Source organism: Achromobacter sp. MUI-25009338, from assembly GCF_057359325.1.
On record NZ_CM170627.1, the window covers coordinates 5,450,159 to 5,471,998 of the forward strand.

The 21,840-nt window shown below is 68.5% G+C and carries 17 protein-coding genes; 6 read left to right on the forward strand and 11 right to left on the reverse strand.

Annotated features, from left to right (window positions below):
* The first annotated feature begins 36 nt into the window (after window positions 1-36).
* Both AC1IQ6_RS25770 and AC1IQ6_RS25775 read left to right on the forward strand, forming a co-directional pair.
* On the forward strand, window positions 37-945 hold the full coding sequence (locus tag AC1IQ6_RS25770; protein WP_102775252.1) for a hydroxymethylglutaryl-CoA lyase: 909 nt from the start codon (window positions 37-39) through the stop codon (window positions 943-945).
* Window positions 942-1,421, forward strand: coding sequence for a hypothetical protein (locus AC1IQ6_RS25775; RefSeq protein WP_485865497.1), 480 nt, complete (start codon window positions 942-944; stop codon window positions 1,419-1,421). Before AC1IQ6_RS25770 ends, AC1IQ6_RS25775 begins: the two co-directional genes overlap by 4 nt.
* A 10-nt stretch (window positions 1,422-1,431) precedes the next feature.
* On the opposite strand, the gene AC1IQ6_RS25780 is transcribed toward AC1IQ6_RS25775, so the two are convergent.
* Complete coding sequence (locus AC1IQ6_RS25780) at window positions 1,432-2,448, reverse strand: amino acid ABC transporter substrate-binding protein (protein WP_485865498.1); 1,017 nt, start codon at window positions 2,446-2,448, stop codon at window positions 1,432-1,434.
* A 278-nt stretch (window positions 2,449-2,726) separates the two neighbouring features.
* The gene (locus AC1IQ6_RS25785; protein ID WP_102775249.1) at window positions 2,727-3,968 is read right to left on the reverse strand and encodes an aminotransferase-like domain-containing protein; all 1,242 of its coding nucleotides are present in this window, start codon (window positions 3,966-3,968) and stop codon (window positions 2,727-2,729) included.
* A 197-nt stretch (window positions 3,969-4,165) separates the two neighbouring features.
* Here AC1IQ6_RS25785 and AC1IQ6_RS25790 point away from each other — a divergent pair, with 197 nt between their 5' ends.
* Window positions 4,166-4,885, forward strand: a complete 720-nt coding sequence (locus AC1IQ6_RS25790; protein ID WP_102775248.1) for a YggS family pyridoxal phosphate-dependent enzyme — start codon at window positions 4,166-4,168, stop codon at window positions 4,883-4,885.
* Between the two features lie 143 nt (window positions 4,886-5,028).
* Window positions 5,029-5,997: a Bug family tripartite tricarboxylate transporter substrate binding protein gene (locus tag AC1IQ6_RS25795; RefSeq protein WP_485865499.1), complete on the forward strand. Its 969-nt coding sequence runs from the start codon at window positions 5,029-5,031 to the stop codon at window positions 5,995-5,997.
* Window positions 5,998-6,065: 68 nt separating this feature from the next.
* Here AC1IQ6_RS25795 and AC1IQ6_RS25800 read toward each other — a convergent pair whose 3' ends face one another.
* The 3 genes from AC1IQ6_RS25800 to AC1IQ6_RS25810 all read right to left on the reverse strand — a co-directional run bounded on the left by AC1IQ6_RS25800 (window position 6,066) and on the right by AC1IQ6_RS25810 (window position 12,711).
* The gene (locus tag AC1IQ6_RS25800) at window positions 6,066-7,937 is read right to left on the reverse strand and encodes a DUF3857 domain-containing transglutaminase family protein (RefSeq protein ID WP_485865500.1); all 1,872 of its coding nucleotides are present in this window, start codon (window positions 7,935-7,937) and stop codon (window positions 6,066-6,068) included.
* Between the two features lie 140 nt (window positions 7,938-8,077).
* Window positions 8,078-12,043, reverse strand: coding sequence for a DUF3683 domain-containing protein (locus tag AC1IQ6_RS25805; RefSeq protein WP_485865501.1), 3,966 nt, complete (start codon window positions 12,041-12,043; stop codon window positions 8,078-8,080).
* A gap of 131 nt (window positions 12,044-12,174) precedes the next feature.
* Window positions 12,175-12,711, reverse strand: coding sequence for a YqaA family protein (locus AC1IQ6_RS25810; RefSeq protein WP_102775244.1), 537 nt, complete (start codon window positions 12,709-12,711; stop codon window positions 12,175-12,177).
* Between the two features lie 69 nt (window positions 12,712-12,780).
* On the opposite strand from AC1IQ6_RS25810, the gene ilvA reads away from it, so the two are divergent.
* Window positions 12,781-14,289: a threonine ammonia-lyase, biosynthetic gene (ilvA, locus tag AC1IQ6_RS25815; RefSeq protein WP_102775243.1), complete on the forward strand. Its 1,509-nt coding sequence runs from the start codon at window positions 12,781-12,783 to the stop codon at window positions 14,287-14,289.
* A 178-nt stretch (window positions 14,290-14,467) separates the two neighbouring features.
* Here ilvA and AC1IQ6_RS25820 read toward each other — a convergent pair whose 3' ends face one another.
* Entirely contained in the window at window positions 14,468-15,580 is a 1,113-nt protein-coding gene (locus AC1IQ6_RS25820) for a porin (protein WP_102775242.1), read from the reverse strand.
* Between the two features lie 423 nt (window positions 15,581-16,003).
* Entirely contained in the window at window positions 16,004-16,387 is a 384-nt protein-coding gene (locus tag AC1IQ6_RS25825) for a DUF4148 domain-containing protein (RefSeq protein ID WP_485865502.1), read from the reverse strand.
* A 380-nt stretch (window positions 16,388-16,767) separates the two neighbouring features.
* On the opposite strand from AC1IQ6_RS25825, the gene AC1IQ6_RS25830 reads away from it, so the two are divergent.
* The gene (locus AC1IQ6_RS25830; protein ID WP_111826856.1) at window positions 16,768-17,658 is read left to right on the forward strand and encodes a LysR family transcriptional regulator; all 891 of its coding nucleotides are present in this window, start codon (window positions 16,768-16,770) and stop codon (window positions 17,656-17,658) included.
* On the opposite strand, the gene AC1IQ6_RS25835 is transcribed toward AC1IQ6_RS25830, so the two are convergent.
* Genes AC1IQ6_RS25835 through cydX form a run of 4 tightly spaced genes read right to left on the reverse strand, consistent with a single transcriptional unit; the run spans window position 17,659 to window position 21,829 of the window.
* A complete protein-coding gene (locus tag AC1IQ6_RS25835; RefSeq protein WP_102775239.1) occupies window positions 17,659-18,204 on the reverse strand; it encodes an adenine phosphoribosyltransferase in 546 nt (181 codons plus the stop codon).
* Between the two features lie 54 nt (window positions 18,205-18,258).
* A complete protein-coding gene (cydC, locus tag AC1IQ6_RS25840; protein WP_485865503.1) occupies window positions 18,259-19,953 on the reverse strand; it encodes a thiol reductant ABC exporter subunit CydC in 1,695 nt (564 codons plus the stop codon).
* A complete protein-coding gene (gene cydD, locus AC1IQ6_RS25845) occupies window positions 19,950-21,707 on the reverse strand; it encodes a thiol reductant ABC exporter subunit CydD (RefSeq protein ID WP_485865504.1) in 1,758 nt (585 codons plus the stop codon). Before cydD ends, cydC begins: the two co-directional genes overlap by 4 nt.
* Window positions 21,704-21,829, reverse strand: a complete 126-nt coding sequence (gene cydX / locus AC1IQ6_RS25850; RefSeq protein ID WP_102775236.1) for a cytochrome bd-I oxidase subunit CydX — start codon at window positions 21,827-21,829, stop codon at window positions 21,704-21,706. The genes cydD and cydX overlap by 4 nt, the downstream gene beginning before the upstream one ends.
* Window positions 21,830-21,840 lie beyond the last annotated feature (11 nt).

Below are 21,840 nucleotides of genomic sequence, written 5' to 3' on the forward strand. Positions count from 1 at the left end.
ACACGGCGCCCATTGCACCCCGGAACAGGAACACACATGGCTTTGCCCTCCCGCGTAAAGATCGTCGAGGTGTCGCCCCGCGACGGCCTGCAGAACGAAAAGGAATTCGTGCCGACCGACATCAAGGTGGAACTGGTCGACCGGCTCAGCGCCGCCGGCTTTCCGAATGTGGAAGCCGCGTCCTTCGTGTCGCCCAAGTGGGTGCCGCAGATGGCCGACGGCGCCGACGTGATGGCCCGCATCCAGCGCCGCCCCGGCACCATCTATTCGGTGCTCACGCCCAACATGAAGGGTTTCGAGGGCGCGCGCGCCGCCGGCGCGGATGAAATCGTGATCTTCGGCGCGGCCAGCGAGGCCTTTTCGCAAAAGAACATCAACTGTTCCATCGCCGAATCCATCGCCCGTTTCGAACCCGTGGTGCAGGCCGCGCGCGAAGCCGGCATCCGCGTGCGCGGCAGCATCAGCTGCGCGCTGGGCTGCCCGTACCAGGGCGAGGTCCCGGTCGAGGCCGTGGTGGACGTGGTGCAGCGCTACCTGGCCATGCAGGTCGACGAGATCGACGTGGCCGACACCATCGGCGTGGGCACGCCCAAGCGCGTGCGCGAGGTGATGGCCGCCGTGACGCGGGTGGCCGATCCGGCGCGCGTCTCCGGCCATTTCCACGACACCTACGGCCAGGCGCTGGCCAACATCCTGGCGGCGCTGGAGACCGGCATTTCCATCTTCCACACGTCGGTGGCCGGCCTGGGAGGCTGCCCCTACGCCAAGGGCGCCACCGGCAACGTGGCCACCGAGGACGTGCTGTACATGCTGCGCGGCCTGGACATCGACACCGGCGTGGACTTCGACGCCGTGGTCGATATCGGGCAATGGATGTCGGCCCACCTGAACCGCAAGGGCTCCAGCCGGGCCGGCAACGCCATTGCCGCGAAACGGGCGGCATGAGCGCTTCGACCGGCGCACCCGCCCCCGAAGACCGCGCGGCGCTGCTGCGCGCGATCGGCCCGCTGCCGCTGTCGGGGCAGGCATGGCCGGACTGGGTGCGCATCCTGACCTGGGTGATCCTGGCCGTGCTGGGCGTGCAGGTGGTGACCACCGCCATCCGCGCGCCTTCGCAGCCCTACGACACGCTGCTGATGGTGGCGGTGGCGCTGTGCTTCCTGGGGCTGCTGTTCGTGTCCTGGCACATGCAGACCTCGATCACCACCATAGACGAACGCGGCCTGCGCCAGACCTGGTTCACACGCCGCGAAGTGGCCTGGGAGGACGTGCGCTACGCGCGCTTCGTGCCCATGGTGTTCTCCAAGCGCCTGGTGGTGTTCACGCATCGCGGGCGGCCGATGATCTTCCAGGGCGGCACGCGCGAACTGCGCGCCGCCTTCATGAAGATCGCCGAACTCTACCGCCATCCCGGCGCCTGAAGGCGCCGCGTCAGCGTATCGGCAGGGCGTACATCAGCCCGCCCTGCGTCCATTGCGCGTTCAGGCCGCGCTGGATCTTCAGGGGGCTGCCCTGGCCGACGTTGCGCTCGAAGCTCTCGCCGTAGTTGCCCACCTGCTTGATGATGTTGTATGCCCACCTCTCGTCCAGGCCCAGGTTCGCGCCGCTGCCGGGGGTCACGCCGAGGATGCGCTTGATGTTGGGGTTGGCGCTCTTGGCCTGCTCGTCCACGTTCGCGGACGTCACGCCGTATTCCTCGGCCTCGATCATGGCCGACAGCGACCAGCGCACCACGTTCAGCCAGGCATCGTCGCCCTGGCGCACGAACGGGCCCAGCGGCTCTTTCGAGATGATCTCGGGCAGCACGACGTAGTCGTCGGGATTCTGCAGCTTGGAGATGCGGATCGAGGCCAGGCCCGAGGCGTCGGTGCTGAAGACGTCGCAGCGGCCCGCCGCGAAGGCGTTGACCACCTCGTTGAAGGTTTCGATCACGACCGGCTTGTAGCTCACGTTATTGGCGCGCGCCCAGTCGGCCAGCGTGTTCTCGTTCGAGGTGCCGGTCTGCAGACAGACCGTGGCGCCGTTGATTTCCTTGGCGCTTTTCACGCCCAGCGACTTGGGCACCAGAAAACCCTGGCCGTCGTAGAAGTTGATGCCGGCGTGGATGATGCCCAGCGCGGTGTCGCGCTGCTGCGTCACGGTGGTGTTGCGGGTCAGCACGTCGACCTCGCCGGACTGCAGCGCGGTGAAGCGCTGCTGCGAGTTCAGCGGCACGACCTTGATCTTGTTGGCGTCGCCGAATACGGCCGCGGCGATGGCGCGGCACAGGTCCACGTCCAGCCCCTGCCACTTGCCCTGCGCGTCGGGCGCGGAAAACCCGGCGAAGCCGGTCGTCGTGCCGCAAGCCACCACGCCGCGCTGGCGCACCACGTCCAGCGTGGCCGCCTGCGCGCCTTGCGCGGCCGCCATCAGGAGCGCCGCGCCCATCAAACCTTTTGCTATCTTCATGAGTTGTTTCCTGTTGTTCTGACCTTGTCGCACGCCGATGCCGGCTGGCGTTGGCAGATGGGTTACGCGCGTTCGATGACGGGGTTCTTGCCCGGGCACGCTCGCGCTGCACCCATCCTACGGTCCGGTCATCGTAGGATGGGTGCAGCGCGAGCGTCCTTGACCAGGAACACGAATATCAAGCGCGCGTAACCCATCGGCCGGCGCCCGCCGGCAATCAACAAGCTTATAGGCATGAAGCCCGCGCGCCAAACAACCGGCGCTTATTTCGGTATGCCTCAGGCCGCCAGCGAGATCGAAACCGGCTCGTTGGCCTCGCAGGCCTGAAGCGCGCGGCCCAGCCGCTGCATGCCCTGCGCGATCTGGGTTTCGTTCATGGTGGCGAACGACATGCGCATGGCGTGCAGGTCGGCCTGGGCGGGATCGGCATAGAACGCCTTGCCCGGCACGTACACCACTTCGTGTTCGATGGCGTAGGGCAGCAGCCGGGTGGCGTCGACCTCGCCGGTCAGGCGCGCCCAGAAGAACATGCCGCCCTCGGGCTTGCTGAACGTGATCCGGCCGTCCAGTTCGCGGGCCAGGGATTCGGCCATGGCGTCGCAGCGCTGGCCGTAGGCGGCGCGGATGCGCGGCACGTGCTCGGCATAGCGGCCGTTGGCCAGGTACTGGGCCACGACTTCCTGTATCCAGGCCGAGGAAGCCATGTCGTCGGCGGCCTTGGCGCCGACGCAGCGGCGGCGGACCTCGGCCGGCGCGACCAGCCAGCCGATGCGCAGCGCCGGCGCCATGGTCTTGGACATGCTGGCCAGGTACACCGCCCAGTGGCGCGCCTCGCCTTCGGCCAGGGCCGCGATGGGCGGCACCGCCTCGCCGGCGAAACGCAGTTCGCTGTAGGGATCGTCCTCGACGATCAGGAAGCGGTGCTTGACCGCCAGCTCCAGCAGCCGCAGGCGGCGCTGGCGCGTCAGCGTGGCGCCGCAGGGATTGGAGAACGACGCGACGACGCAGACGATCTTGGGCTTGACCTGCGCGGCCAGCGCGTCCAGCGCGTCCACGTCGATGCCTTCGGGCCCGGACGGCACGGTGTGCACGGTGGCGCCGGTGTAGCGCAGCGCCTGGACGGAATTGGGGAAGGCGGGCGATTCGATGATGGCGTGGTCGCCCGGCTGCAGCATGACGCGGCTCAGCAGCGCCAGCGCCTGCTGCGAGCCGCCGGTCACGGCCAGCTCGGTGTCGGCGTCGCAGACCAGGCCGCGTTCGGCCGACAGGCGCGCCAGTTCATGGCGCAGGCTGGCCTGCCCGTCGATGTTGGAATACTGCAGGCAGGCGCCCAGGCGCGCCATGACCTGGGTCGAGGCGATGGTAAGACCCTCGATGTCGAACAGTTCCTGGGCCGGATAGCCGCCCGCCAGTGAAATGGTGCCGGGCCGCATGGCGTATGGCATCAGCGAACGGATCGGCGAGGCCGGCGGGTTGCAAAATGGCTGGGCAAAAGCGTATTCGGGCGCTGCGCTGGACATGGCGGAGGGACGGGGAAAGGGCTGAGGGGCCGTGCCGCAAGCGGCGCCGGAGGGCATAAAAGATTGAAATATAAACAAATATCTGCAAATTCTAAGCCTGCCGATTACGCAGGGTCAACGGCGCGGCCGGCCCCGTGGCGCAAGCCTCGCGCGCGGTCCTACACTATGAGGCGTTTCCGTTTCCGCAAGAGAGCTGCATGACCGCCGTAGACACCATGGCCGGGCGCCTGGCCCGTATCCAGCAACGCATCGCCGAGGCCTGCGCGCGCGCCGGCCGCCCGCCGGAAAGCGTGACGCTGCTGCCCGTCAGCAAGACTTTCGGCGTGGAAGCCATTCGCGAGGCCATGGCGCTGGGGCTGACGCGCTTCGGCGAAAACAAGACGCAGGAGATCCGGCAAAAAGCCGCCGCGCTGGCCGGCGAGGGCCTGCAATGGGTGCTGATCGGCCATCTGCAGACCAACAAGGCGCGCGACGCCGCGCGCGACGCGGCCGAGGTCCAGTCGCTGGACCGCGTGGAACTGGCCGAGGCCCTGCACCGCCGCCTGCAGAACGAGGGCCGGGTCCTGGACGTGCTGGTGCAGGTCAAGACGTCCTCCGAGCCCAGCAAGTACGGCATGGCGCCGGCCGACGTGCCGGCCTTTCTGCGGCGGATCGCGGCCGACTTCCCCACCCTGCGCGTGCAGGGGCTGATGACGCTGGCCGTGAACTCGCCGGACCCGGCCGAGGTGCGGGCCTGTTTCCGCGCCCTGCGCGAGCTGCGCGACCGCTTGCGCCAGGACCCTATCCCCGGCGTCGGCCTGGACCGGCTGTCGATGGGGATGAGCGGGGATTTCGAGCTGGCGATCGAGGAAGGCTCGACCGAGGTGCGCATCGGCACGGCCGTGTTCGGCGCCCGGACCTACCCCGATCCGCAGTGATCCGCGCCGGGCATGGGGTTTTTTTCCGGTTTGTTTGCGCAAGCGCAAGGCATAATGGCGGCGCAAGAAAAAGCGGCGTGAATTCGACGGCGACCAAGGCTGCGACCGCCGCGCTTTAGCCCTTCCGCACAAGGAGACACCCCATGCACAAGCCCATGAAGCGCCTGCTGGCGCTCGCCGCCCTGACCCTGGCCGCCGGCGCGGCCAGCGCCCAATCCTGGCCCACCCAGCCCGTGCGCTGGATCGTGCCCTACCCGGCCGGCGGCGGCACCGACGTCGTGGCCCGCACCGTCGCCAGCAGCCTGGAAAAGACGCTGGGCCAGACCATCGTGGTCGAGAACCGCCCGGGCGCCGCCACCATCATCGGCGCCACCGCCATCGCCCAGGCCGAACCGTCGGGCTACGTGGTCGGCACCGCCGACTCCGGCACCCTGGCCTTCAACTCGTCGCTGTACGCCAAGCTGTCCTACGATCCGGCCAAGTTCACCTATATCGGCGGCATCGCCAAGTTCCCGCTGCTGCTGGCGGTGAACGTCAATTCCCCGTACAAGACGGTGGACGAGGTGCTGGCGGCCGCCAAGAAGGAACCGGGCAAGCTGACGGCGGCGTCGGCCGGCGCGGGCTCGCCCCACCACCTGGCGCTGGAGCTGTTCAAGCAGCGCACCGGCGCCGACGTGCTGCACGTGCCCTACAAGGGCGCGGCCCCGGCCATCCAGGACCTGCTGGGCGGCCAGGTGGACCTGATGTTCATCGACCTGGCCGCCGGCCTGCCCAACGTCAAGGCCGGCAAGCTGCGCGTGCTGGCGGCCGCCACGCCGGAGCGCCTGCCGGTGCTGCCCGACACGCCGACCATGGCCGAGCAGGGCGTGGCCAATTTCGTCGCGTACGCCTGGCAAGGCCTGGTGGGCCCGGACGGCCTGCCGGCCGACGTGGTCAAGAAGCTCTCGGCCGACCTGGACGCCACGCTCAAGAGCCCGGCCGTGTCCCAGAAGATGCTGGACATGGGCGTCATCCCCATGCCGCTGTCGGCCCAGGAATTCAAGACCTACGCCGAGCAGGAGCGCAGCGCCTGGGCGGACGTGATCAAGAAGGCGGGCATCAAGCTCGAATAAGCCGGCTTTTCGCAGGCAATGAAAACGCGGCCCTTGCGGCCGCGTTTTTTACTTGGGCGCGGGCGCGCTCACCGGTCCGGCGGCGCGACCGTCATGCGCAGCGACGCCACGCACTTCCTGCCCTGTTCGATGGCCTGGCCGAAGGCCTCCGACGTGATGTCGGCGTGGCTGAACCAGCCCACCTTCCTGAGGCTGCGGTAGCGGTAGCGATAGTCCGACCCGGCCGGCGCGCCTTCCAGGTCCACGTCGATCCAGGGCGAACGCACGCGGCAGCGCAGCGCCGGCGCATCGATTGTGGCGCCGGTCAGCGTCACGTCATGGGACAGGACCTCCGGCGCGCCGAGATAGATGTCCGCCAGCTGGCCCGTGCGGCGATAGCGCGCGAAGAATTCCCAGTCCTCGGCCAGCGCGGACTGCGTGCGCACGTACCCGGCGCCGGCCCGTTCCAGCGCCTGCAGGTCCACCAGCGTGGCGTCGATGCGATAGACGGGCGGCATCACGAAGCCGCTGGCCGGACGGTGCAGGCTGCAATCGCGGTTTTCGGGGGCAAAGCTGCGGCACAGGACCTGGTCCATCGCCGTCGTGCCCGCTTGCCGGTCGCCCAGGCTCAATTGCACCGCCGCCATGCCGGCCAGATCCACCGAGGCGCGGACCTCGGCCTGCCCGTCCTGGAGGAAGCGCTCGCGGCGGGTGGCGGCGAAGCTGGGCATCGGCCGCTCCAGCGGAATGTCCTCGCGCCGCATGCGGCCCTGGGCGTCCATGACGAAGGCCCAACGCTGCTGGATGTCGGGCATGATGAAGTCGGGCACGAAGACCGGATTGGTCGGGTCCAGCCACCAGGTCTTGCCCTGCACGCGGGCCCGCACGACCGAGTGGTTGGGCGCCGCCATGCCCGGCAGCAGCACGCTCGGGGCCACCGCGCCGCGCACCACCAGGGCGGGCTCGGCCGCGATGCCGGCCGCGCGCAGCATGGCGGTCAGCAGCACGGTCAGGTCTTTGCAGTCGCCGTAGCCGCGGCGCTCGATCTCGTCCAGCGTGAACGGAATGAACCCGCGTTCGCTGCCGCGCCAGTCGGCCAGGTAGCGGTAGCGTTCGTGGATGTGGCGCATCAGGCCGGCCACGGCCTGCTGCGGCGTCTTGCCGCGCTGCGCCTGGACGGCCTGGGCGGCGGCCGGCGGCAGCGGCGCCGACAGGATCTCGTTGTAGCGCGCGGCGAACGGGCCGAAAAAATCCTGCAGCCCGGCGGCGCTGCCGATCTCCAGGCGCGGGGGCCGGCGCAGATAGCCGTTGTCGGATTCATTGACGTAGGCGTGGTAGTACGGCGTGGTTTTCAGCGCCACGGTGATGCGCCTGGCGTCGGGCGAGGCCTCGATGCGATAGTCGTCCATGGCCTCGGCGCGCCAGACCATCGGACGGCCGGCGCTGAACTCGGCCCGGAAGCGGTCCTGGCGCACCTGCGCCGGCGTCAGATTGAGCCGGTAATGGAATTGCGTGGCCTGCGCGATGCCGGCGGAACGTTCCCGCAGCGTGAAGACGATGGTGCTGCCCACCCGCAGATTGCGAAAGGCCAGCGAGGTCTGCTTGAACCGCAGAAAGCCCTGGTCCGGATTGGGCGCCATGCGGGTGTCGATCTGTTCGTCGGCCAGCGGCGCCGGCGGCTCGCCCGGCTGGATCAGTTCCGCGCGCAAGACTTCCAGGCTGTCGGTCTCCGGATAGCTGCGGTCGATGCGCGAGACCACGTCGCGCCCGGCCGGCGTCAGAATGGTGTACCGGTAGGTGCTGACGCACTCGGTGCTGTTGTCCTCGCCGAAGCGGCACTGGAGTTCGGCCTCGCCGGCCAGCGGCGCTTCGGACATGGGCTGCAGGGCGGCGCCGGCAGGCAGGCTGGCCGCGGCCGCCAGGGCGGCGGCGAGGATGGTGGTTCTGGAAGAAGCGGGCATGGCGCAATACGGGTGTCCGGACTCAATAATGAGAATCGATTTTATTTAAAAACGAATCTCAATATGAAGCCGGGCCGCGCCGCATTGCGCCACGTCAATGAACGCGCCCGGCGCAATGCCGCCGGGCGCGTGTGTCCGACTTACACCAGCACGCGCTCGATGCCGCCCGCGTTGGCGCGGCGGACGTAGTCCTCCATCCAGCTTTCGCCCAGGATGTGGCGCGCCATCTCGACCACGATGTAGTCGGCGTCCATGCCGGTGTCGCCCTGATAGCGCGACAGGCCCTGCAGGCACGACGGGCACGAGGTCAGCACCTTCACGTCGCCCGTGAAACCGTCGCTGCGCAGCGCGGCGTCGCCCTTGAGCAGTTCCTCCTGCTTGCGGAAGCGCACCTGCGTGGAGATGTCCGGCCGGGTGACGGCCAGCGTGCCGGATTCGCCGCAGCAGCGGTCGCTCTTGACCGCGCCCTCGCCCACCAGCGCGCGCACGGTCTTCATCGGCTCCTGCAGCTTCATGGGCGTGTGGCAGGGGTCGTGGTACATGTAGCGCACGCCCTTGGCGCCTTCGAGCTTGATGCCTTTTTCCAGCAGGTATTCGTGGATGTCGATCAGGCGGCAGCCGGGGAAGATCTTGTCGAACTCGTAGCCGGCCAGCTGGTCGTAGCAGGTGCCGCAGCTGACCACCACGGTCTTGATGTCCAGGTAGTTCAGCGTGTTGGCGACGCGGTGGAACAGCACCCGGTTATCGGTGATGATCTGCTCGGCCTTGTCGGTCATGCCGTTGCCGCGCTGAGGATAGCCGCAGCACAGGTAGCCCGGCGGCAGCACGGTCTGCACGCCCGCATGCCACAGCATGGCCTGGGTGGCCAGGCCGACCTGCGAGAACAGGCGCTCCGAGCCGCAGCCCGGGAAGTAGAACACCGCTTCCGTGTCGGCCGTGGTGGCCTTGGGGTCGCGGATGATGGGCACGTAGTTGGCGTCTTCGATGTCCAGCAGCTTGCGCGCGGCCTGCTTGGGCAGCCCGCCCGGCATCTTCTTGTTGACGAAGTGCACCACCTGCTCGCGCAGCGGCGGCTTGCCGACCGTGGCCGGCGGCGCCGACGTCTGCTTCTTGACCAGGCCCGAGAGCAGGTCGTGCGCGGCGCGCTGCACCTTGTAGCCCACGCCCACCATCGCCTTGCGGGTGGCGTTGATGGTGGCCGGGTCCTTGGCATTCAGGAAGAACATGGCGCTGGCCGTGCCGGGATTGAAGGACTTGCGGCCCATGCGCCGCAGCACGGCGCGCATGTTCATGGACACGTCGCCGAAGTCGATGTCCACCGGACAGGGGTTGTAGCACTTGTGGCAGACCGTGCAGTGGTCGGCCACGTCCTCGAATTCTTCCCAGTGCTTCAGGCTCACGCCGCGGCGGGTCTGCTCTTCGTACAGGAAGGCCTCCACCAGCAGCGAGGTCGCCAGGATCTTGTTGCGCGGCGAATAAAGCAGGTTGGCGCGCGGCACGTGCGTGGCGCACACCGGCTTGCACTTGCCGCAGCGCAGGCAGTCCTTGATGGATTCCGAGATCGCGCCGATGTCGCTTTGCTGCATGATGAGCGACTCGTGGCCCATCAGGTTGAAGCTGGGCGTCCAGGCGTGGCGCAGGTCGGCGCCGGGCATGAGCTTGCCGGCGTTGAAGTGGCCGTTGGGGTCCACGCGGCGCTTGTATTCCTGGAACGGCGCCAGTTCGGCGTCGGTCAGGAATTCGTACTTGGTCAGGCCGATGCCGTGCTCGCCGGAGATCACGCCGTCCAGGTCGCGGGCGATCTGCATGATGCGCTCGACGGCCTGATGGGCCTCCTGCAGCATCTCGTAGTCGTCCGAGTTGACGGGGATGTTGGTGTGCACGTTGCCGTCGCCGGCGTGCATGTGCAGCGCGACGAACACGCGGCTCTTGAGCACGCGGCCGTGGATGGCGATCAGCTCGTCGACGATCTTCTTGTAGGCCGCGCCCGAGTAGGTGCGCTGCAGCCCGGCCAGCACTTCGGCCTTCCAGGACACGCGGATGCTGCGGTCCTGCACCACGTCGAACAGGCGCGCGCCGGGCTGGGCCGCCACGCGGTCCGACAGCGTGGCCTGCAGTTCGCCCATGCCCAGGCCGTGCAGCTCGGGCAAGGCCTGCGCCAGCGGCATGTCCAGGTTGTCCAGCAGCCACTGCCAGCGGCGGCGCGCGCCGGCCAGCAGCTCCAGCGCCTGGCGGGTGCGTTCGGCCAGCGCCTCGGCGCGGGTGTCCGCGATGTCGGTCTCGCTGTCGTCGGCCTTGCCCACCGGCAGCGGCGTGCGCAGATAGGCCTCCAGCGCGCCCAGCAGCTTGAGCTTGTTGCGGGTCGAGAGCTCGATGTTGATGCGCTCGATGTGATCGGTGTATTCGCCCATGCGCGGCAGCGGGATCACCACGTCTTCGTTGATCTTGAAGGCGTTGGTGTGGCGCGCGATGGCGGCGGTGCGCGAGCGGTCCAGCCAGAACTTCTTGCGCGCTTCGGGGCTGACGGCCACGAAGCCCTCGCCGTGGCGGGTGTTGGCCAGGCGCACGACCTCGCTGGCCGCCGCGGCCACCGCGTCCTCGTCATCGCCGACGATGTCGCCGATCAGGACCATCTTGGGCAGCACGCCGCGCTTGCTCTTGGTGGCGTAGCCCACGGCGCGCAGGTAGCGTTCGTCCAGGTGCTCCAGGCCGGCCAGGATGGCGCCGCGCGCGCGGCCCTCGCCGTCCAGGTAGCCCTTGACCTCGACGATCGACGGGATCGCGTCGCGCGCCTGGCCGAAGAATTCCATGCAGACCGTGCGCGTGTGGCGCGGCATGCGGTGCAGCACCCAGCGCGCCGACGTGATCAGGCCGTCGCAGCCTTCTTTCTGGATGCCCGGCAGGCCGGCCAGGAACTTGTCGGTGACGTCCTTGCCCAGGCCTTCCTTGCGGAACACGCGGCCCTGGATCTCCAGCGTCTCGGTCTTGAGCAGGCGCTCGCCCGGCTTGCCGCGGCCGTCGAACCACTTGAGTTCGAAGCGGGCCACGTCCACGTCGTGGATCTTGCCCATGTTGTGGTCGAGGCGGCTGACTTCGAGCCAGTTGCCGTTGGGATCGACCATGCGCCACCAGGCCAGGTTGTCCAGCGCGGTGCCCCACAACACGGCTTTCTTGCCGCCGGCGTTCATGGCGATGTTGCCGCCCACGCACGAGGCCTCGGCCGAGGTCGGGTCGACGGCGAAGACGAAGCCCGCCGCCTCGGCGGCCTCGGAGACCCGCTTGGTCACCACGCCGGCCCCGGCATGGATGACCGCCACGGGCTCGGTGAGCCCGGGCAGGATACAGGACTCGACCTGGCCCAGCTTGTCGAATTTCTCGGTGTTGATGACGGCCGACTTCCAGGTCAGCGGAATCGCGCCGCCGGTATAGCCGGTGCCGCCGCCGCGCGGGATGATGGTCAGGCCCAGCTCGATACAGGCCGTGACCAGCGCCGCGACTTCGTCTTCCGAGTCCGGCGTCAGCACCACGAAGGGATACTCCACGCGCCAGTCGGTGGCGTCGGTGACGTGCGAGACCCGCGACAGGCCGTCGAACTTGATGTTGTCGCGCGCGGTGATGCGGCCCAGCGCCTTCTGCGCCTGCTTGCGCATCATGGCGGTCTGGTCGAACTCGCCCTCGAAGGCGGCGATGGCCGAACGGGCCCGCGCCAGCAGGCCGACGACCTTCTCGTCGCGGTGCGGGTCGTGGCCGGCCTCGGCGGGCACGTCGGGCTCGCGGCGGCGGTCGATCTCGGCCAGGCGGTGATGCAAGGCTTCGATGAGCTGCTTGCGGCGCTTGGGGTTGTCGAGCAGGTCGTCCTGCAGATAGGGATTGCGGCGCACCACCCAGATGTCGCCCAGCACCTCGTACAGCATGCGGGCCGAGCGTCCGGTGCGGCGTTCGCCGCGCAGGTCGGTCAACAGGCTCCAGGCATCGTCGCCCAGCAACCGGCCGACGATCTCGCGGTCGGAGAACGAGGTGTAGTTGTAGGGGATTTCGCGCAAGCGCGCGGGTGCTGCGGGCGGCATCGCCCCGTTCAAGATGTGGCTAGCGAGTGGGGCGTTCATGGCTGCAAGAGGGGCCCGTAAAAAAACATTTTATGCCATCGTTCATGTCTGTCCCTGAATACCCCCAGGAACGGGCATGGAACCGCGGAAAATCCGAAATAATGCGTCCCCTATTTATCGGGACGCCGGCGCTAGATCTGCCCCGGGAAAAACCACAGCAGGCTGGCCGTCATGACCAGGTAGCGCAGGAACTTGCCGATGGCCATGTAGAGCACGCAGGGCCAGAAGGGCAGCCGCAGCCATCCCGCCACCGCGCACAGCGGATCGCCCACCGCGGGCAGCCAGGACAGCAGCAGGGCCGGCGGGCCCATGCGGTGGATCCAGTCGTGGGCCCGCTCGTTCCAGCGCCCGCGCATGCGTCCGCTTTCGGTGGCGTCGGGGTGCGGATGGGGGTGTTTTTCCTTCCAGCGCTGCACGGCGCGCTCGGCGCCCAGCCCCATCGCGTAGCTGATGGCCCCGCCTATGGTGTTGCCCAGCGTGGCCACCAGCACGGCCGGCCAGAACATGTCGGGCGCGAGCTTGATATAGCCGAACACGGCCGGCTCGGAGCCCATCGGCAGCAGGGTCGCCGACACCAGCGAAACCGTGAAGATCGCGGACAGGCCGACCGAGGGCAGCGCCAGCACCCCCAGCATCCAGTGAACGGCGGACAACAGACTTTCTTCCATAGTGGGGCGAGTGTAGCCGCGCCCGGCCGTCTGCAATAATCTCCCCCACTTCCCTACTCTGCACGCTCCATGTCCACCGATTACCTGAAACGCATCCTGACTTCCAAGGTTTACGACGTCGCGGTCGAATCCCCGCTGGAGGCGGCCCCGCTGCTGTCGCAGCGGATTTCGAACACGGTCCTGCTCAAACGCGAAGATACCCAGGCGGTGTTCAGCTTCAAGCTGCGCGGGGCGTACAACAAGATGGCCAACCTGAGCCCGGCGGCGCGCAGCCGCGGCGTGATCGCCGCTTCCGCCGGCAACCACGCGCAAGGCGTGGCGCTGGCGGCCAGCCGGCTGGGCTGCCGGGCCGTCATCGTCATGCCCACCACCAGCCCGCAGGTGAAGATCGACGCGGTGCGCCGGCTGGGCGGCGAGGTGGTGCTGGCCGGCGAGAGCTTCTCCGACGCCTACGCGCACGCGCAGGTGCTGGAAAAAAAGGAAAAGCTGACCTTCGTCCATCCCTTCGACGATCCCGATGTCATCGCCGGCCAGGGCACGGTGGGCATGGAGATCCTGCGCCAGCATCCCGGCCCGATCGACGCCATCTTCGTGGCCATCGGCGGCGGCGGCCTGATCGCGGGCGTGGCGGCCTATATCAAGCAGCTGCGCCCGGAAATCAAGATCATCGGCGTGCAGACCGAAGACTCCGACGCCATGCTGCGCAGCGTGCGCGCGGGCCGGCGGGTGCAGTTGAACGACGTGGGGCTGTTTTCCGACGGCACGGCGGTGAAGATGGTGGGCGCGGAAACCTTCAAGCTCACGCGCCAGTACGTCGACGACTTCGTGGTGGTCAATACCGACGCGATCTGCGCGGCCATCAAGGACGTGTTCCAGGACACGCGCAGCGTGCTCGAGCCGGCCGGCGCGATGGCGGTGGCCGGCGCCAAGCAATACGCGGCCGAGCAGAACCTGAAGGGCAAGACCCTGGTGGCCATCGCCTGCGGGGCCAACATGAATTTCGACCGCCTGCGCTTCGTGTCCGAACGCGCCGAAGTGGGCGAAATGCGCGAAGCCATCTTCGCCGTCACCATGCCCGAGCAACGCGGCAGCTTCCGCCGCTTCTGCGAACTGGTGGGCGAGCGCAGCGTCACCGAGTTCAACTACCGCATCTCGGATTCGGACCGCGCGCACGTCTTCGTCGGCATCCAGGTGTCGTCGGCGGCCGAGCCGGACAAGATCGCGGCCAACTTCCGCCGCCACGGATTCGATACGCTGGACCTGACGCATGACGAAATGGCCAAGACCCACCTGCGCCACATGGTGGGCGGACGTTCGGCGCTGGCGCGCAACGAACTGCTGTACCGCTTCGAGTTCCCGGAACGCCCGGGCGCGCTGATGCGCTTTCTGAACGCGATGAATCCGGACTGGAACATCAGCCTGTTCCATTACCGCAACCAGGGCGCCGACTACGGCCGCATCCTGATCGGCATCCAGGTGCCGCCGGCCGACAAGAAGCAGTTCCGCAGCTTCGTGGCCGAACTCGGCTATCCACACTGGAACGAGACCGACAACCCGGCCTACAAGCTGTTCCTGTAGCGGGCGGCGCGCGCCTCGGCGCGGCGGCGAAAAAACGAGAGGGCCTCCTTGCGGAGGCCCTTCCCTTTCCTGCTCCAGATACGTCCAGCCCCAACCTGGGAGGGGGGTTCGCTGTCACTCGGCGGCCCGCGGAGACGGGCCGCGCATTCAGCAAGGTATCGGCCGGACGTACTGTCGCTCAGAAACGGTGGCGCACGCCCACCGCAACAGCGGTGTCGGTCGCATCGCGCTGGAACGCGTAGTTGTCGCCGTAGGAGGCGTACGCGTACAGGTTGGTGCGCTTGGAGAGGTCGTAGGTGTAGCCCAGGCTGTAGACGTTGAAGGTCGCGTCGTCGCCGGTCAGCCTGTCGTTGCTGGGGGTCGCGCGCTGCCACGAGCCGAACACGGCGTGGCGGCCCAGCGGCACGGTCGCGCCGATCATGTACGAGTTGGCGCGAAAGCCATCGGCCAGCTTGAACGTGCCCAGCTTCTCCATGCCGTCCGGCGTGGTGCCCATGTTCTGGCCCACGAACCAGCCGTCGCGGGTCTGGCCGAACGCGGCGGCCAGCTTCACGACTTCGAAGTCGTACGAACCGCCGACGATGTATTCCTGGATGCGCGCGGACGACTTGCCGCCGGCGCTGTCGTTGGACGGGTTGAAGCGGTCGTACGCGGCGGCCAGGTTCAGCGGGCCGTTGACGTACTGGATGCCGGCGGTCAGCACGCGGTTGTTGTTGCCGCTTTCGAAGCCGGTCTGCTTGCTGTCCGTGACCGTGTCATCGGCGCTGAACGAGTAGCCCACGCCAACCTTGAAGCCGCCCATGCTGGGGGTCTGGTACAGCACCATGTTGTCCAGGCGCATCGTGTTGGCGCTGCCGAACGTGGTGCCCATGTTGGCGGTGTTGTAGCTGATCGAGAACGGGTCGATCGAACCGAAGTACTTGGACGCCAGGTTGGTCTGGCGGCCGAATTCCAGACGGCCCCAGCTATCGCTGTCCAGGCCGACGGTGGCCTGGCGGCCCCAGAGGCGGCCGTTCTGCAGCGAGTTGCCGTTCATCGGGCCGAAGCCGCCTTCCAGCGTGAAGACGGCGCGCAGGCCGTCGCCCAGGTCTTCCGTGCCGCGCAGGCCGAAACGCGAGCCGCTGCTCACGCCCTGCACGCCGCCGAAGCGGCTTTGCGCATGGCCGTCGAACTTCACTCTTTCGTAGCCGACGCCGGCGTCGATCAAGCCGTACAGCGTCACGGAGTCGGCGGCCTGCGCTGCGCCGGCAAAGCCGGCCAGCAGCGTTGCGGCCAATAACGTCTTCTTCATATAAGTCCCCAATATGGCGAGATAAAGGCAAATCGCAAACCCACCACGCAAGCGGGCCGGAATTTGCGTGCCGCGGCAGGCCGCGGCGCATGCACTGAAGCTAGTGTCCTGCCTGCGCCAATTCGAAGTAACCCGGATTTCGAAGAACAACTTTCCATGGTTGGAATAATGGCCGGCGCCGCCGGTCAGGCGATTTCTGGAAACCGCCGCTAACGCACTGATATCAAATGTGAATCATTGCACGCATTCGGAAAACGACCGTCCTGGACATTGTTGGCGCGCCCAGGCCGGCCCACAACAGTTGTCGCGGCCGCCGTCCAATTCCGATGCGCGCGCGCAACACTATCGATACGCGCACGCCAAAGAAAAACCCCTCGGCCTGCATGCGCGAGGGGTTCTCGACGGCCTTGCGGCGCGAGCGGCTTACTTGCCTTGGGGCGGGTAATCCAGTTCGCCGAAGGTGTATTCGCCGCGCGCCTTGGCCTCGGCCAGTTCCTGGCGGACCTGCTCGCGGGTCTTGCCGGCCGATTGCGACACGGCGGCCTTGGGCGGGTAGTCCAGCTCGGCCGAGGTCACCTGGCCGGCGGCCTGGGCGGCTTGCAGTTCCTGTTGGACCTGCTCGCGCGACAGGCCGCTGCGCTCGGCGGCGGCAGGCGGGTAATCCAGTTCACCGAACGTGACCTGGCCGGCGGCCTTGGCGGCCTGCAGTTCCTGTTGGACTTGTTCACGCGTCTTGCCATCGGCGTGAGCGGCGGACATGCCTACCAGCGTGGCGGTAACCATAAGGGCGGTAGCTAGGGCTTTCATTGAGACGACTCCATCCTAAACCTTGCACACCGCAGGCGCCAGGCTGGCGCCGCGATATGACAATTTGATTGCTGGGAGGAAGTATCTGGCGATTGCGACCTAGTAAAAACCCTTAATTTGGCGAACATATTTTCATGAACGGGATAATTCCTGGCTATCGCCGGCCAAACCCGATCAATTTTTGCACAAGACTTGGAAAAACCGTTGTGCCGCAAGCCTGTCCGGCATTCAGCCACGCGCAAGCTACGTAACGGCGGCGGATTAAGCCATGCGCGCCCCGGACTTTTATCCCGCGCTGAATAGACATTCCTGCTGGCGGGACAATAATTACATTTATGATATGAATCTGCCAGAAATGGAATTTTGAATGACGAGGACCTATGGATATACAGCTTAACGACATCGCCCTGTTCGTCGAAGTCGCCAAGCGCAAGAACTTCAGCCACGCGGCCGAAGCCTTGAATATTCCAACCTCCACCCTCTCGCGCCGGGTCAGCGAACTGGAACGCAGCATCGGAATGCGGCTGCTCAACCGCAGCACCCGCAAGATCGACCTGACCGAAGCCGGCGCCGTCTATTTCGAGCGCTGCCGCCACATCGTGGAAGAGGCGCGCATCGCGCACGACCAGCTGCTGGACATGGCGGTGCAGCCCAAGGGCCGGCTGCGCATTTCCCTGCCCACCAGCCTGGCGCAGCTATTCCTGCCCGCCGTGATCCGCGAATTCCGCGAACAGCATCCGGACATCGAATGCGATTTCGATCTGAGCATGCGGCCGATCGATCCCATCAGCAATCCGTTCGACCTGGTGCTGCGCTTCGGCCAGCAGCCGGACTCCAGCCTGATATCGCGCAAGATCGTGCTGATGGCGCACCAGCTGTACGCCTCGCCCGACTACCTGGCCCGCCACGGCGAACCGCGCACGCCCGCCGATCTCGCCCACCACGAATGCCTGCGGCCCACCATGCGCGAGGACTCATCCTTCTGGATGCTGCATTCGGGCGACAAGGTGGAACGCGTGCAGGTGTCGGGGCGGCTGTCGGCCAACAACGTCGGCATGCTCGCCCGCCTGGCCAGCCAGGGCCTGGGCATCACGCCGCTGCTGGTGTTCGACGCCATGGAGCGCGCCATCCAGCAATCCAGCCTGGTGCGCGTGCTGCCCGACTGGAGCCTGACGCCGCTGCCGCTGTTCGCGCTGCTGCCCTCGCGCATGCTGCCGGCCAAGACCAAGGCGTTCCTGGACTTCATCCAGCCGCGGTTGCTGGATGCGTGATCAATCGTCCCCGTACTGACAGACCGTGAAAAGCGGCGTGCCGGTGGCGGCGACCTTGGCCGAGCCGCCCAGGCCGGGCAGGTCGATGATGGCCGCGGCCTCGACCACGTTGGCGCCCAGGCGCTGCAGCAGGTTGATGGCGGCCAGCATGGTGCCGCCGGTGGCGATCAGGTCGTCCACCAGCAGGACGCGCTGGCCGGTGCGCACCGCGTCCGTGTGCATTTCGACGGACGCGTTGCCGTACTCCAGCGAGTATTCCTCGGCCACCGTGCGAAACGGCAGCTTGCCCTTCTTGCGCACGGGCACGAAGCCCAGGTTCAGTTCATAGGCCAGCACGCTGCCCACGATGAACCCGCGCGCGTCGATCCCGGCCACCAGGTCCAGGCGCTGGCGCATGTAACGGTAGACGAAGAGATCGATCAGCACCCGGAATGCGCGCGGATCCTGCAGCACCGGCGTGATATCGCGAAAAACGACACCGGGTTGGGGCCAGTCTGGAACGCTGCGGATGGTGCGCCGGATGTACTCGGCGTAGTCGGTCTGCATGGAAGACGGCCCTGAAGAATTGAAGCAAGGCGAACTATAACCTCGCGGCCGCGCTTAAGCCAGGATGGCGTTCCGACCATGTTCATGCAGGCGGCCGGCGCGTAATCGGTAGCTTCGGTCGACCGCCCCCGGCGGCAAGGCCGCGTGGGTGGCGAGCACCACGGCGCGCCCGCGCACCGCGGCTCGCAGGTCCTGGAAGAACGCGGTTTCGGCGGCGGCGTCCAGGCCGGCGGTGGGCTCGTCCAGCACGATGACCGCGGCCGGCGACAGCAGCGCGCGCGCCAGGCACAGGCGGCGCGCCTGGCCTGCCGACAGCCGCGAACCGGTTTCGCCCGCCCAGGTGTCCAGCCCCTCGGGCAGGCCGCGCACGAAATCGCCCAGGCGCGCCGCGTCCAGCGCGCGCCACAGCGCGGCGTCGTCGGCCTGCGGATCGCCGATGAGCAGATTGGTGCGCAGCGTGCCCAGGAACACCGGCGCCTCCTGCGACAGCAAGGCGACGCGGCGGTGCCAGTCGGCCTGCGCGCAGGCGCGCGCGTCCACGCCGCCGAAACGCACCTGCCCGGCCTGCGGATCTTCCAGGCGCAGCAGCAGATGCAGCAGGGTCGATTTGCCGGCGCCGCTCGCCCCCAGGATGGCCACGCTTTCGCCCGGCGCCACGCGCAGGCTCACGTCTTCCAGCACCGCCGGCGCCGGCTCCCCGGGCGCGGCGGGATAGGCGAAGCGCACGCCGTCCAGCTCCAGCGCGCCGGTCTCGGGCAGGGCCTGCGGCGCATCGGGATCGAGCATGTCGGGCTGGCTTTGCGTCACCTCGCGGATGCGCGCCGCCGCCGACATCGCCGAGCCCATGCGCGAGACGCCGCGCATGATGGGACCGGCCACTTCGAAGATGCCGATGACCGCCAGCAGCAGGCCGGCCAGCACCGGACCGCTGATCCGTCCGGTGGCCAGCGTGTCCAGGCCGAACCAGAGCCAGGCCAGCACCGCCGCGCCGGCGGCGAACTGCAGGAAGAACTGGCCCCGGGCCGCGACCCGCGCCTGGCCGCCGCGCGCGGCCGCGCTGGCCTGGCACAGCCGCTCGAAGTGATCCGTGGTCTGCGCCTGCGCGTGCAGCGCCACCATGTCGGCATGCCCATCCACCGCGTCCAGCGTGGCCGCGCGCAGTCCGGCCGCGCTTTCCTGCGCCGCCGCGCCCGGCCGGCGCGCGGCCCGCAACAGCCACAGGGGCACCAGCACGCAGGCCGTCAACAGCGCCAGCGCGAACGCCAGCGCGGCGGCGGGCACCCAGCGCCCCAGCACCGCGGTCAGGATGGCGCCGCCCAGCAGCGCGGTGGCCAGCGGCGCCAGCACGAACAGGAATACCGTGTCCAGCGCGTCCACGTCGCCCGTCATGCGCGCCACCAGGTCGCCGTCGCGGTAGCGCGCCAGTTGCCGCGGCGTCAGCCGCGTGAGCGCCGCGAACACCACGGCGCGCAGGTCCGCCAGCAGGCGCAGCGTGGCGGCATGGCCGACGACGCGGTCGGCGTAGCGCGCCACGATGCGCAGGAACGACAGCGCGCGCACCAGCGCCGACGGCGCGAACAGATTGAACGCGGCGCCCGCGCCGGCCAGCGCGGCCCCGGTCAGGAACCATCCCGACACGCCCAGCAGGCCCACGCCCGCCGCCACCGTGGCCAGCGCGCAGAATAATGCGAGCAAAAGCCCGCTTTTTCGGCGGGCATACAGCGGCAGCAGCAGCAACAGGTTCTTCATGCGTCTTCCACTTTCGCGTCGGCCACGCGCAAGGTCCGGCCCAGCCGCGCCGCCACGGCCGGCGCATGCGTCGCCAGCAACAGGCTGCGGCCGGCCGAAAAGGCCAGAATCTCGTCCAGCACGCGCGCCTGCGTGTCCTCGTCCAGGTGCGCCGTGGGCTCGTCGAGCAGGATCAGGCCCGGATCGCGCAGGAACAGGCGCGCCAGCGCCACGCGCTGCGCCTGCCCGCCGGACAGCCCGTGGCCGCGCCCGCCCAGCCGCGTCTGCAGCCCTTGCGGCAGCGCCTCGGCGAATTCCAGCACGCAGGCGCGCCTGGCGGCTTCGCGCAGCTCGGCGTCGCTGGCGTCGGGCCGGCCCAGGCGGATGTTGTCGGCGATGGAGCCCGCCAGCAGCTGCGGCTTCTGCCCGATCAGCACCACGCGTTCGCGCAGGGCCGCCTCGCTCCATTCGGCCAGCGGCAGGCCGTCGATGCGGATGTCCCCTTCGGCCGGGCGCAGGCGCGCAAGCGCCTCCAGCAGCGTGGACTTGCCGATGCCGCTGGGCCCCATCAGCGCCACGTGCTCGCCCGGGGCCAGCGCCAGCGCGGCGCCGGACAGCACCGGGCGGCTGCGTCCCGGCGCCTGCACGCCCAGGCCCGCCACGGCCACCGCCGCGCCCGCGCCGCGCGATGCGGGCGCGGCGTGGACGCCGGTTTCGACGCGATCGCCGCTTCCGTCGTCCTGCGGCAGGCCGTCGAACAAGGCGGCGATCTGCGTGACCGCCGCCAGCGCCGTGGCGCGGTCGTGGTAGTGCGCCGCGAACTGGCGCAGCGGCGCATAGACCTCCGGCGCCATCAGCAGACAGAACAGGCCCGCCTGCAGGGTCAGCGGCGTCCAGCGCACGTCCAGAAAGCCCAGATAGGTCAGGCCGATATAGACCGCCACGCCGGCCACGCCCAGCGCGGCGAAGAACTCCAGCACCGCCGACGACAGGAAGGCGATGCGCAATACCGACATGGTGCGTTGGCGCAGGGCGTCGCTGGCCGCGGCCACCGAGGCGGCTTCGGCCTCGGCCCGGCCATACAGCTTCAGGGTCGACAGGCCGCGCAGGCGGTCGGCGAAAAAACCCGACAACCGCGCGAACGCGCGCAGGTGGCGGCGGCTGGCGCCCTGGGCGCCCCAGCCCACCAGGGCCATGAAAAGCGGAATCAGCGGCGCGGTGACCAGCAGCAGCAGCCCGGCGATCACGTCCACCGGCAGCAGCACCACGGAGAACGCCACCGGCAGCATGGCCGCCGCCGCCATGGCCGGCAGGTACTTGGCGAAATAGCCGTCGAGCGCCTCGACCTGGTCCACCACCGCGCTGGCCAGTTCGCCGGCGGCGCGGCCCCGGCTCCAGTGCGGCCCGAGGCGCAGCAGGCGCCGGAACAGCGACAGCCGCACGTGCAGCTTGATGCGTTCCGCGGCCTCGGCGCCGGCGCGCTCGCCCGCCCAGGCGATGGCCGCGCGGACCAGCATGAGCGCGGCGATGCCGAGAATGCCGCCGATCAGTTCGTGCCGGGGCGCCTGCCCGACGATGGCCGCGTCCAGCACGCTGGCCAGCAGCCAGGCCTGCGCCACCATCAGGATGCCGCCGACGAGCGGCGCGGCGCCCGCCAGTATCAGCGGCAGCCGGGCGGCCCTGGCAAGCGCCGCCAGCCACCGCGACTGTTCACGCGGCGGTTTGCCCAGCGTTGCGGAGGGATCGTGCTCGAGGGCGCTGGTGTCGCCCCTCACTCGTCGTCGCGGCCGGCGCGCGGGTCATGCGCATGGCCTTCGCGCAGTTCGAACCACATCGCGTTGAGGATGGCGAACGCGCACGCCAGGCCCAGGCCGAGTATCCACGAGAAATACCACATGGTGGAGGCTC

Excerpts from the sequence above, each read along its gene's own strand:
- AC1IQ6_RS25770 (WP_102775252.1), top strand. The coding sequence starts at position 37 with ATGGCTTTGCCCTCCCGCGTAAAGATCGTCGAGGTGTCGCCCCGCGAC.
- AC1IQ6_RS25775 (WP_485865497.1), top strand. The coding sequence starts at position 942 with ATGAGCGCTTCGACCGGCGCACCCGCCCCCGAAGACCGCGCGGCGCTG.
- AC1IQ6_RS25780 (WP_485865498.1), bottom strand. The coding sequence starts at position 2,448 with ATGAAGATAGCAAAAGGTTTGATGGGCGCGGCGCTCCTGATGGCGGCC.
- AC1IQ6_RS25785 (WP_102775249.1), bottom strand. The coding sequence starts at position 3,968 with ATGTCCAGCGCAGCGCCCGAATACGCTTTTGCCCAGCCATTTTGCAAC.
- AC1IQ6_RS25790 (WP_102775248.1), top strand. The coding sequence starts at position 4,166 with ATGACCGCCGTAGACACCATGGCCGGGCGCCTGGCCCGTATCCAGCAA.
- AC1IQ6_RS25795 (WP_485865499.1), top strand. The coding sequence starts at position 5,029 with ATGCACAAGCCCATGAAGCGCCTGCTGGCGCTCGCCGCCCTGACCCTG.
- AC1IQ6_RS25800 (WP_485865500.1), bottom strand. The coding sequence starts at position 7,937 with ATGCCCGCTTCTTCCAGAACCACCATCCTCGCCGCCGCCCTGGCGGCC.
- AC1IQ6_RS25805 (WP_485865501.1), bottom strand. The coding sequence starts at position 12,043 with ATGAACGCCCCACTCGCTAGCCACATCTTGAACGGGGCGATGCCGCCC.
- AC1IQ6_RS25810 (WP_102775244.1), bottom strand. The coding sequence starts at position 12,711 with ATGGAAGAAAGTCTGTTGTCCGCCGTTCACTGGATGCTGGGGGTGCTG.
- ilvA (WP_102775243.1), top strand. The coding sequence starts at position 12,781 with ATGTCCACCGATTACCTGAAACGCATCCTGACTTCCAAGGTTTACGAC.
- AC1IQ6_RS25820 (WP_102775242.1), bottom strand. The coding sequence starts at position 15,580 with ATGAAGAAGACGTTATTGGCCGCAACGCTGCTGGCCGGCTTTGCCGGC.
- AC1IQ6_RS25825 (WP_485865502.1), bottom strand. The coding sequence starts at position 16,387 with ATGAAAGCCCTAGCTACCGCCCTTATGGTTACCGCCACGCTGGTAGGC.
- AC1IQ6_RS25830 (WP_111826856.1), top strand. The coding sequence starts at position 16,768 with ATGGATATACAGCTTAACGACATCGCCCTGTTCGTCGAAGTCGCCAAG.
- AC1IQ6_RS25835 (WP_102775239.1), bottom strand. The coding sequence starts at position 18,204 with ATGCAGACCGACTACGCCGAGTACATCCGGCGCACCATCCGCAGCGTT.
- cydC (WP_485865503.1), bottom strand. The coding sequence starts at position 19,953 with ATGAAGAACCTGTTGCTGCTGCTGCCGCTGTATGCCCGCCGAAAAAGC.
- cydX (WP_102775236.1), bottom strand. The coding sequence starts at position 21,829 with ATGTGGTATTTCTCGTGGATACTCGGCCTGGGCCTGGCGTGCGCGTTC.